The sequence below is a fragment of the Geitlerinema sp. PCC 9228 genome, assembly GCF_001870905.1.
In the GTDB taxonomy this organism is placed as follows: Bacteria; Cyanobacteriota; Cyanobacteriia; order Cyanobacteriales; family PCC-9228; genus PCC-9228.
In genome coordinates, this window is sequence record NZ_LNDC01000177.1 from 82,321 (window position 1) to 93,060 (window position 10,740).

Genomic DNA, 10,740 nt, shown 5'->3' on the forward strand with positions numbered 1-10,740 from the left:
CCTTTACCAAACCTTGTATCCCAGGCTGGGATGGGATTTTGCCAATTTCCTATTCTCGAAAACTCTGTTCCCAAGAAAAAATGGCGAATCGCAGAATTTCAGGAACTTTCACCACCCCTATGAAACATTTTGGTCTCCAGAAGGAAACGACTCTATCCTCTTCTCCTTTTTCCCCTCTGCTTAGATGGGGATAACCAAACATTAACCACCATTAGCTAGGCTTGCTAGAAAATAACTTTTGTTATCTACGGAAATGAGATAAATTTATCTTATGAATTCTATTGCTCAAAACAAACTGAGGGAACTCGCCCAAGTTTTTTTTAAATTAGGGGTCATTGGCTTTGGCGGACCGGCGGCGCATATTGCCATGATGGAAGATGAGGTGGTTAACCGACGCCAATGGATTTCGCGATCGCATTTTTTAGATTTGGTAGGGGCCACCAATTTGATTCCCGGTCCCAACTCCACGGAAATGGCCATTCACGTAGGCTACACCTACGGCGGCTTGCCAGGACTGCTGGTGGCAGGAGTTTGCTTTCTCTTGCCAGCAATTGTAATTACTGGAGTTTTGGCGTGGGTTTACGTAGCTTTCGGACAAATTCCGCAAATTGCTCCTTTACTGTACGGCATCAAACCGGCGGTGATTGCTGTCATTTTTGGCGCTTTGTGGCGGTTGGGAAAAAAAGCAGTTAAAAGCCGCGAGCTATTTGTTCTATGGATTCTGGTTGCCATTATTTTACTTGTATTCCCCATCAACGCAGCCGTGGCTCTGTTATTGGGCGGCTTTTTGGGAATGCTGTGGCTGCGACGGGACTCGTTGCTGTCTTGGCGGTTTCCCAGAGATGGCGATAAAAATGGGTTTTGGTTGCCGTTGTTGGCTATGGCTGGGTCAGCAGCCGCCGAAGCCACGACCAGCGCTCCTTTATGGCAGTTAGGAGTATTCTTTTTAAAAGTAGGCTGCATTCTATTTGGCAGCGGTTATGTCTTAGTTGCATTTTTGGAAGGAGAATTAGTGGAAGGATTCGGTTGGTTGACCCAGCAACAATTGCTCGATGCGATCGCGATCGGTCAGTTTACCCCCGGTCCGGTTTTGTCCACTTCTACGTTTATTGGCTACCTGGTTTCCGGCTGGCCGGGTGCCATGGTCGCCACATTGGGAATTTTTACCCCTTCTTTTTTGTTTGTGTTGCTGCTCAACCCGCAAATTCCGCGTATGCGATCGTCAGCAACCATGAGTGCGTTTTTGGATGCCATTAACGTGAGTGCCGTCAGCTTAATGGCAGTGGTAACCGCACGCCTGGCTGTCACCACCTTATTCGATCCTTGGGATTTTCTGGCAATTGCCATTACCGCGATCGCTGGCTTTTTAGTAGTTCGCTACCGCACCAACGCCGCCTGGCTGGTGTTGGGAGGTGCCATCGTCGGCTATATCGGCCAGCAATTCCTGCCAGCATAACTTGCTGCTTCTATAGCTTATGCCATGGGGAGAGGCGCTGCGCGCAGCGCCTCTAGTTCGCCGAAATTGCCTAACGTTCGTCAAACAGCCATCAAGAACGACCGACACCAACGTAGCGGAAACCAGCCTGTTGCATCGTTTCCCGGTTGAGGAAATTGCGACCGTCAATAATCACCGGATGAGTCATCAGCAACGCCATTTTGGCAAAATCTAACTTCTGGAACTGCTGCCAATCCGTGACCAAAACCAAAGCATCGCAACTATCCGCCAACCGTTCCGGGTCCGTTTCCACAATTACCCCAGACAAACCTTGACCGACACCCGTTTGCGAAACAATGGGGTCGTAGGCTTTGACCTTAGCACCCAAACGGTTAAGCTGTTCGATGAGAATCAAAGAAGGTGCATCGCGCATATCGTCGGTATCGGGTTTGAACGTCAGACCCAACAAACCGATGGTTTTGCCTTTGAGAATTTTTAATTCCTTCTGGAGTTTCTCAATAGCAATTTGGCGTTGGTGGTGGTTGACCGAAATGGCTGACTTGAGCAAGCTCGCATCGTAGCCGTAGTCATCCGCTGTGTGCACCAACGCCGACACATCTTTGGGGAAGCAAGACCCACCCCAGCCAATACCAGCTTGCAAGAACTTATGGCCAATACGGGAATCAAGACCCATGCCTTTGGCTACTTCCACCACATCCGCGCCAACGCGATCGCAAATATTCGCCACTTCGTTGATAAAGCTGATTTTCGTCGCCAAAAAGGCATTCGCAGCATATTTAATCATTTCCGCCGAACTCAAATCCGTCGTTAGCACCGGCACTGGTGATAACGACGGATCTTCAGCTTGAACGCGCTTGACAATCGGTTCGTACAGTTGGGTCATCACCTCCAAAGCGCGACTGCTGTTGCTGCCGAGAACAATGCGATCGGGATTGAACGTATCGTATACCGCCGACCCTTCCCGGAGAAACTCGGGATTGCTGACCACATCAAATTCTACCCCAATTTCAGAAGCCACGCGATCGCCAGAAGAAACGTTACCAGCACCAACCAAAGCCTGCTGGCGTTCGGCAATGCCATCGAGAACGATCATCCGTACCCAGTCGCCAGAACCAATCGGTACAGTAGATTTGTTCACAATCACCTTATAACCGCGATCGAGGTGGGAACCAATCCCTTTGGCCACCGCCTCCACGTAGCGAGTATCGCTTTCGCCGCTAGGCAACGCCGGCGTACCCACAGCAATAAACAGAACATCGCCGTGGTCCACCCCAGCACCTAAATCGGAGGTAAAACTCAAACGACCCTCTTGGGCCGATTTTTGCATCATTTCCGACAATCCCGGTTCAAAAATCGGCGATTGTCCGCTTTGCATCATCTTGACTTTTTCTTCATTGTTGTCCACACAAACAACTTCGTGTCCCACGTGTGCCAAGCAAGTTCCCGTTACCAAGCCGACATAACCAGTACCGATTACACAAACACGCATGACGATGGCTCCTTATTGCATGACCAAAAAAATTGCGACAAATCTCAAAAAATTCTCTGGAAAAAACCAACAGATCGAAACATCGATCGACTCAGGTATAGCTCACCCAGTAGCCGTTTGTCCGCATCTGTTTCGTAAATTGTTCGTAAATTTATTTCGCTAGCGGACCGTTATTGCAGCACCCCTGCTAAAGTCAATCGACCGTATGGCTAAGACAGAACCCCTTCAGACAGGCGATCGCGAAAGTCATCGATAGTTAATTTCAACCCTTCCACCAATCCTACCTGCGGTTCCCAATCCAAATACCTTTTCGCGCGGGTAATATCCGGTTGGCGCTGACGCGGATCGTCAGAAGGCAGTGGCTTAAACTCAATTTCCACATCGGGGTTCACCTTATCCCGAATCGTTTGTGCCAGCTGCAAAATCGTGTACTCGCCAGGATTCCCCAGATTTACCGGACCGACGTAATCGTTGTTCATCATCCGGATCAACCCTTCCACCAAATCGGAAACATAGCAGAAACTCCGGGTTTGCGAACCATCTCCGTATACTGTTAAAGCACGATTTTGCAACGCCTGGTAAATAAAATTGCTCACCACCCGACCGTCGTTTTCCAACATGCGCGGACCGTAAGTATTAAAAATCCGCACCACGCGAATATCCACATGGTTCTGCCGGTGGTAGTCAAAACACAGCGTCTCCGCTATCCGTTTGGACTCGTCGTAGCAACTGCGCAATCCAATAGGATTCACATTGCCGCGGTAGTCCTCCGATTGGGGATGTACTTGCGGGTCTCCGTAAATTTCCGAAGTCGATGCCAGCAAAATCCTGGCTTTAATTCGCTTGGCCAGACCCAGCATGTTCAGCGTTCCCAACACGCTGGTTTTTACGGTTTTTACCGGATTGAACTGGTAGTGTACCGGAGAAGCCGGACAAGCCAGGTGATAAATTTGGTCCACTTCCAAACGAATGGGTTCGGTAATATCGTGGCGGATGAGTTCAAAATAGGGATTGTTTAGCCACCGGCTTAAATTGCGTTTATCTCCTGTGTAGAAATTATCCAAACACAGCACTTCGTGGCCGGCATCCATCAGGCGATCGACCAGATGGGAACCAATAAAGCCAGCACCACCAGTCACTAGAATTTTCATAATTTGGCAATCTCCCCAGCGGGCAAAGTTACAATAGAATCGGAATCAACAGTATAAAGTGGAGGCGACGCCAGCTGCAGTGGCATGCTGCGCAACCAGCGACAGCTAGCCAATTGCGGTGTCAACCTCTACTATAATCTGGAATCTTCCTATCAAACGGTATACTTTATCATCGTTAATTCCTTCGTTTTCAAGGATGGAGATTCGTTCGGGACAATTTTAGCTGCCACCAAGCAGCTGTTACCAAAAATGTCCCCACGGCAAAAATGCACCGGTATCTGTTTTCATAGAAAAAGCGATATGCTACAAAGCAATATTTTGCATCTTGTTGCCAGTTTGCTGGGGTTGGGTACATGACATCGTTTGCAACCACAAAATCAGAAATGAACGAACTTCGCCGGCTGAAAGGACTGCTGCCGCCGGAATTACAAAGTTGGGTAACTGTAGAAAAGACGGCAGAAGTGAATCCGCCGGTGATTCGCAGCGAGGAAATCGGTAAAGACCAAGTGGAAATCCAAATTGACTTGGTGAAATGGGAACAGTTTGCCATTGACCAGCGTAACTTGCTGTTTTGGCATGAGGTGGCCCGCATCCAGAACGATACCGTTCCTAAGGAAGGATGGGAAATGGCTGCTCTCGCCATTGGCTTAGGAGGGGCCGTCGGCGAATTGTGGGTCCAAGATGGCTTGCTACTGTTGCTGGCGCTTTCCCTGTGTGGGGTGGCTGGCTATCGCCTGTATCGGCAAAATAACAGCGAAAAACGATTGGTGGAAGCCATCGATGCCGATGAAAAAGCCATCGAAATTGCCACCCGTCGGTTTAATTATTCCCTGCCAGGGGCCTACAAAAGCTTGGGAAGTGCGCTGAAGCTGTTGGTGGAACAAACACCGAAAAAACGGCAGCGTCGTGCCTACGAAGCGCGTCTGAAAGCACTCAAACGCAGTGCTTCTAAAGCCAAGGCGCGTACGAAGAAAGCACCCCAAGAGTCTGGTGATAGCGAACAATCGGAAGCAATTTATACGCCAGAAACCAGAAGCCAAACCAGACAGGCAAACTAACGATATCCGATCTTTGATTTGGGGAGAAGCCACCTGTTAAGCGATTCTAGATGGCTTCTCCCTTACTTTTTGGTTGAATCGCAAATCTCCCTACCATTTCCGATCCCATTTTTTTTAAAACCTGCAACAGATAATTGGGGTGTTTTTGTCAGAGGGCAACCCGTGATACGAAATCTGATATTGCTAAACCACAAACATAAACCGAACCGTCTCCCTTTACAAGAGGGAAACAGGGGGGGATTCCCCGCTGGCGCGATCGGGTTTTGCCAGTACGGATTTGGTATGAAATCCCTACCAGGGAAATTGAGAAATTCTAGGAAAGTATTATTGTTTTTTAGAAATGGTATGCAATAGAGCGATCGCGTTTGTTTCTCCAACCACGCTTGCAAGAGAAATCATATTCCCGCTCTCTCATAAAAATAGATAATTTGTTTTTGTTTGAATTCCCTTTTATAGAAATTTTTATGATTTCTATGTATTGCAGCATTTTATGGATAGGAAGGGCGATCGCTTTTACCGTCCATGGCCTCCTATTTCTAAAAAACAATGATTTCCTGGGATTTTCTAATTGCCCTCGTAGGGGCGCTCGCGCGCTGCGCTCCGACAATAACTCCCGATTATTTATTGCACACTTTTAAGAAAGCCATCGAACCATAGTGCCGATACCAACGGTATCGGGTTCTCAGAATTATTACGGAAGTTTCCAGTTTCCATATACAAAACGACCCGGAAAAATCAGTAATTTTCAGGTTATCAACAAAAAATTGATTTGCTACATTAGAAAATGATGTCATACGCAAAATTTTCCCATAAAATCGCCCAGCAACCATGAAATTCAAAAATTTTTTATTGAGCCTATCGATCTGGTCATAGCATCGTTGGCATGGGGAAAATTCGCTCGAACGCTAGCAAAAGCAACTCAAAAGCTTGTCTCAAGGGATAAAAATAGAAACAGAATTTGGCTTGGCGATCGCTGTTTTGCAGGTTAATTTCATTGTTGCTAGTTTTTTGCCTGACCCCCCTTGGTAGCAGCAGACCTTTTGGCTGTCAGCAGTTGTATTTGCAATCGACAAAATCTTGCCAACCAACAGCATCTATCTCCATCAATCTGCCAGAAAAATATTGGTAATAGCAATCTAGGAGTCGTCGGGTATGAGCGCACAAAATGATTTCCTGGCTTTCCTCACAGCCAGTGGCATGGTGGGAATAGCCATTGGCAATTCTTTTCCTTCGCCAGCGATCGCCGGAACCCTCACCAACAGCGACGTAGAATACATGCCAGCAGTCGTAGCTGCCGATTCCCCCAGCGATCGCGTCGATCCCAACACCACCGATTCTCGCTTTGGTGGCGTAGGCAGTTTGTTGCTGGATAATAATTACCTTTGTACCGGAACCGCGATTGGTTCTTCTCATATTTTGACGGCTGCTCATTGTTTGGATAGCAACCAAAATGGCACTGCTGACCATACCAACGATGAAGTCCAATTTCATTTAAATCTCGGCAGCCGTAAATCCCATACTTTTACTGCCAGTAATTTGTGGATTCACGAAGACTTTACCGGCTTTGGCAATCCCACTTTTAACGACGATTTGGCGATTGTCGGTCTCAAGGGTTCCCTTCCCGAAGAAACGCCAATTTATCAATTGTGGCGCGACCCCATTGCCGCAGGAACCACCCTGGCGTTGGCGGGATACGGAAGGTCAGGAGATGGGGAAAATGGCTATACCACCAATGCCAGCTTGACCACCAAACGCATAGGGGAAAACAACGCCGATTCCTTCCGGCTAGACGACGAAGGCAGCGGTTCCCGAGAAGTTTTTTATATGGATTTTGACGGACCGACACCGGCAAGTGGTTTTCTAGGCGGTCCTTCCCTAGGCAGCGATCGCGAAGCCATTATCGGACCCGGAGATTCCGGCGGACCCAGTTTCCTAGACAGCAACGGTTCCCTGTGGTTGGCGGGGGTAAACACCTTTACCTTTTCTGGAAGTTCCGCATCAGAACCGGGAACCTTTGGCAGTGGCAGCGGCGGCATCCTCGTTTCTGCCTATACCGACTGGATCGATAGCGTTGTGGGGTCATCCGAAGACCTCATCGACCGCGACCCCCCTGACAAAGGAGACAATCGCGCCGATATTCCAGAACCCACCCCATGGGTCGGTTTGCTGGCCGTGGGAATTGCTTGGATGTGGCGCAAATCGCCGGCATCTGGCGGATAGCAGCAAATGCTTCCCAGTGCGATCGCCAAATTTTTATCCCCGATCGCGCCAACTTTAAGAAAACTTTATCGGCTTGCCTCCTCAAAAACACCGTATATGACCCATAACAGAAGAAGGAAACAATATATTTTTCTATTTTTTCCGTTTACCGTCACCCACGATGACAAATCATGAATAATTCCCAGGTAACCGTTCCCTTTGTCAACCTCAACTTGTGCCACCAACCCATCGAAGGGGAATTGGCGCAAGCCATGCAGCAGGTTTTGCAACGGGGAGATTTTGTATTGGGTCAAGCCGTCCGCGATTTTGAAGCCGACTTTGCCGCCGCCTGTGGCGTGAAATACGGCGTTGGTGTCGGTTGCGGTACCGATGCAATCGCCATTGCCTTACAAGCCTGTGGCATCCAAGCCGGCGATGAAGTGATTCTCCCCGCCAATACCTTTATCGCCACCCTCATGGGGGTTGTGAAAGCAAAAGCCGTACCGGTTTTGGTGGATTGCGATCCGGAAACCGCGTTAATCGACCTAGAAGCCGCCAACCAAGCCGTCACAGGCAGAACCCGCGCCATCATTCCCGTTCATCTATACGGTCAAATGGTATCGCCGCAGCAGTTGCTGGACTTTGCCACCACCTACAATCTCCTCATTGTAGAAGATGCAGCGCAAGCACATCTGGCGCGGCGAGAAGGCTATACCGCCGGATCTGTGGGAATGGCTGCTGCCTTTAGTTTTTACCCCAGCAAGAATTTAGGGGGATTTGGCGATGGTGGCGCGATTGTCACCAACGATGCCGCGATCGCGCAAAAGGCCAAAACCTTACGCAACTACGGCGCGCCGCAGAAATATTTGCATACCGAAGTGGGGACCAACAGCCGCCTGGATAGCTTGCAAGCTGCAGTGTTGAACACCAAACTACGCCACCTTCCCGCTTGGAACGAAACGCGCAATACCGCCGCCAAACAGTACGATACTTTCCTGCAACCGCTGCAAGATTTTGGCATCATTCCCCTACACAACCAAAGCCACACCGGTCACGCATATCACTTGTACGTGATTCGAGTTACCCCCGATTCCCCTTGCGATCGCGATACTTTACAGCAAACCCTCGCCGATAGCGGCATTCAAACCGGCATTCACTATCCTATTCCCTGCCACCTACAACCTGCCTATCGTTATCTCGGCTATCAAGAGGGAGATTTTCCCCACGCGGAAATGCTATCGGCGCAAGTGTTATCGTTACCCATGTATCCCGGCTTGCAAAAAGAACAAATCCAGCAAGTGGTTCGCGCCATTGAAGCGGCTATTTTACCGAAAATCTCGCCAAGCCACAGCTATTCCCAAGTTTGGCAAACTACCCCATCCACGCTGCGTCGTTCGTGAAAAAATTGGGGAAGGGTCTTTAAACCGAAACCTAAAACTGGATGCGACAGAATGGGATATCCCCCGACCGCTGACCAATGGTAGGATTGGGAAAAGGGTGCATTTTTGAAGATTTCCCAAAAAAGCACTTTATTGTTCGCCAAAAACAATTCAAAAAAATATACATAAAGGGGGGAGGATTCCCCAGCCAGGTTTTTTGGGATTGTCTAAACTAAAAGAGGCACTTTGCGAAGTGTCTCTATCTCTACAAACATGTCTGAAAAATCCAGTGAAGCCATGCAAACCCAGCGCCAACTTCTGCAAAATACCTCGCGCTATCCCTTAGAAATGGGGATTTTGTTTGTATTAGCAGTTCTGTATCTTCCCCTGCTCGTTCATTGGTACGATGGTTGGGTTAACAAAACCATTAGTATCGAACACGAATATTTCAGCCACGGGGTCATTGGCTTGCCGTTTGCAGCTTATATTGTTTGGCAGCAACGACACCAATGGCGTCGCCTAAGCGAGCGCACCCATCCTTGGGGTGTTATTTTGTTGGTATTGGGGGGGATTTTGTACCTCGCCGGAACCCCCAACTTGCTGAATTTTTCTTTTCCTCTGGTATTAACTGGCATTTGTCTGTGGTGGAAAGGCATCCCAGGGTTGCGCTTGCAAGCTTTTCCACTGTTATTTGTGTGGCTGGCAACTCCCAACGACCTGCCTTATTTGATTGCGCCTTACATTCAACCGTTGCAAAGTTTTATCGCCGGTGTGGCTGCTTTTATCCTCGACCAATTTGCCATTGATGTAACGGTACGGGAAATTTATTTGTTTGTCGGCGGTAGAATTGTGGAGGTGGCCCCCCACTGCGCCGGGTTGAAAAGTTTGTTAACCAGTATCTACGTAGCTTTGATGCTGATGTATTTAACCAAAGCCTGGCGATCGCGTTGGAAAATGGTTGCGTTTGCTGCCACAGCCGTGGTTGTTAGCGTGGTGGGAAATATTTTGCGCAATACCATTTTGACGTTTCTGTACGGCAATCAAATGGACCGCCTGTTCCACCTGTTCCACGAAGGTTTGGGAGGTGACTTATATTTGGCTGCCGTTCTCGGGGTGTTGGTGGTTTGTTTGCTACAACTGGACCAGAAAATTCCCCATCCAACCGACAACCAATCCTAAAATGGGGATGCAAGGGTCCCGCCAACGGCTATGTCTTCTTTTTTGAAATTCTTCCAGAGGCTACGAAAATACAAATCTACCCAATTGGGATTGTTTGTCTTCCTCATCGCGATCGCAGCCATCGGCGTGGTTCCTACTTACCTCCGCGGTCGGTGGCTGTGGTCGGACGATCCCATACCGGTAGATAACATCGATCGACTGCGGCAGCTAAGGGAAACGGGAATCGATCTGCCGGGATGGGAAACCGTAGATGCCAATCCCGTACAAATGGGAGGCCGCAAGTGGATCTTTCAACAAATGCAAGCCAACGACCGAGACCAAACCGCCTACCTGCTGCTGCGACCCCAAGTCGATGCCAAAGACCAACCCCAGGTGGAATGGACCGATGTGGATGGATGGCAGCAGTGGAAAACCGATTCCCGCCAGTCGCTACAGTTTGACGTATCTGCGCCAACCGTCCATGCTAGGTATTATCGCGCTTGGCAACCGGCGGAAACCTTTGCGATCGCACAGTGGTATGCCTTTGCTAACGGTGGCGGCCATGCCAGTCCCAGCCAGTGGTTTTGGCGCGATCGCCAGGCGCAGTTACAAGGCGATCGCGTCGGATGGGTGGCGGTTAGCCTCATGGTTCCCATCGAACCCCTCGACGATCTCGAAAACTATACCACCGAGGTCAAAGAACTGGCGCAAACCGTACAAACAGCTTTGCAGGAACAAGTCTTCGCTGGGAAGCCTTAACAAAAAGTTACGGCGTGAATCGGGAGCTTGAAAGCCCTGACCTTTTAAAGCAGGGATGAAAAGCGACCCGTGCGGCTTTAGCCGCCGTCAA

9 protein-coding genes are annotated in these 10,740 nt (G+C 49.2%); 7 read left to right on the forward strand and 2 right to left on the reverse strand.

What is annotated here, in order from left to right; all coding sequences use genetic code 11:
- The first annotated feature begins 271 nt into the window (after window positions 1-271).
- The gene (gene chrA, locus AS151_RS19145; RefSeq protein WP_071518671.1) at window positions 272-1,456 is read left to right on the forward strand and encodes a chromate efflux transporter; all 1,185 of its coding nucleotides are present in this window, start codon (window positions 272-274) and stop codon (window positions 1,454-1,456) included.
- 91 nt (window positions 1,457-1,547) lie between these two features.
- Here chrA and AS151_RS19150 read toward each other — a convergent pair whose 3' ends face one another.
- Window positions 1,548-2,945 carry a UDP-glucose/GDP-mannose dehydrogenase family protein gene (locus tag AS151_RS19150; protein ID WP_071518672.1) on the reverse strand — a complete coding sequence of 466 codons (1,398 nt, stop codon included), beginning with the start codon at window positions 2,943-2,945 and terminating at the stop codon, window positions 1,548-1,550.
- 209 nt (window positions 2,946-3,154) lie between these two features.
- Window positions 3,155-4,096 (reverse strand): UDP-glucuronic acid decarboxylase family protein, encoded by a 942-nt coding sequence (locus AS151_RS19155; protein ID WP_071518673.1) that lies wholly within the window; start codon window positions 4,094-4,096, stop codon window positions 3,155-3,157.
- 353 nt (window positions 4,097-4,449) lie between these two features.
- On the opposite strand from AS151_RS19155, the gene AS151_RS19165 reads away from it, so the two are divergent.
- The 6 genes from AS151_RS19165 to AS151_RS19185 all read left to right on the forward strand — a co-directional run bounded on the left by AS151_RS19165 (window position 4,450) and on the right by AS151_RS19185 (window position 10,649).
- A complete protein-coding gene (locus AS151_RS19165) occupies window positions 4,450-5,154 on the forward strand; it encodes a DUF3318 domain-containing protein (protein WP_071518675.1) in 705 nt (234 codons plus the stop codon).
- Between the two features lie 1,152 nt (window positions 5,155-6,306).
- The gene (locus tag AS151_RS19170) at window positions 6,307-7,374 is read left to right on the forward strand and encodes a trypsin-like serine protease (protein WP_071518676.1); all 1,068 of its coding nucleotides are present in this window, start codon (window positions 6,307-6,309) and stop codon (window positions 7,372-7,374) included.
- Complete coding sequence (locus tag AS151_RS22310; protein WP_170861456.1) at window positions 7,344-7,481, forward strand: hypothetical protein; 138 nt, start codon at window positions 7,344-7,346, stop codon at window positions 7,479-7,481. The genes AS151_RS19170 and AS151_RS22310 overlap by 31 nt, the downstream gene beginning before the upstream one ends.
- A 63-nt stretch (window positions 7,482-7,544) precedes the next feature.
- The gene (locus tag AS151_RS19175) at window positions 7,545-8,753 is read left to right on the forward strand and encodes a DegT/DnrJ/EryC1/StrS aminotransferase family protein (RefSeq protein ID WP_071518677.1); all 1,209 of its coding nucleotides are present in this window, start codon (window positions 7,545-7,547) and stop codon (window positions 8,751-8,753) included.
- Window positions 8,754-9,029: 276 nt separating this feature from the next.
- Window positions 9,030-9,911 carry a cyanoexosortase B gene (crtB, locus tag AS151_RS19180; protein WP_071518690.1) on the forward strand — a complete coding sequence of 294 codons (882 nt, stop codon included), beginning with the start codon at window positions 9,030-9,032 and terminating at the stop codon, window positions 9,909-9,911.
- 30 nt (window positions 9,912-9,941) lie between these two features.
- Window positions 9,942-10,649 (forward strand): cyanoexosortase B system-associated protein, encoded by a 708-nt coding sequence (locus tag AS151_RS19185; protein WP_071518678.1) that lies wholly within the window; start codon window positions 9,942-9,944, stop codon window positions 10,647-10,649.
- Window positions 10,650-10,740 lie beyond the last annotated feature (91 nt).

Coding starts and splice junctions, on each gene's coding strand:
- chrA (WP_071518671.1), top strand. CDS start 272: ATGAATTCTATTGCTCAAAACAAACTGAGGGAACTCGCCCAAGTTTTT.
- AS151_RS19150 (WP_071518672.1), bottom strand. CDS start 2,945: ATGCGTGTTTGTGTAATCGGTACTGGTTATGTCGGCTTGGTAACGGGA.
- AS151_RS19155 (WP_071518673.1), bottom strand. CDS start 4,096: ATGAAAATTCTAGTGACTGGTGGTGCTGGCTTTATTGGTTCCCATCTG.
- AS151_RS19165 (WP_071518675.1), top strand. CDS start 4,450: ATGACATCGTTTGCAACCACAAAATCAGAAATGAACGAACTTCGCCGG.
- AS151_RS19170 (WP_071518676.1), top strand. CDS start 6,307: ATGAGCGCACAAAATGATTTCCTGGCTTTCCTCACAGCCAGTGGCATG.
- AS151_RS19175 (WP_071518677.1), top strand. CDS start 7,545: ATGAATAATTCCCAGGTAACCGTTCCCTTTGTCAACCTCAACTTGTGC.
- crtB (WP_071518690.1), top strand. CDS start 9,030: ATGCAAACCCAGCGCCAACTTCTGCAAAATACCTCGCGCTATCCCTTA.
- AS151_RS19185 (WP_071518678.1), top strand. CDS start 9,942: ATGTCTTCTTTTTTGAAATTCTTCCAGAGGCTACGAAAATACAAATCT.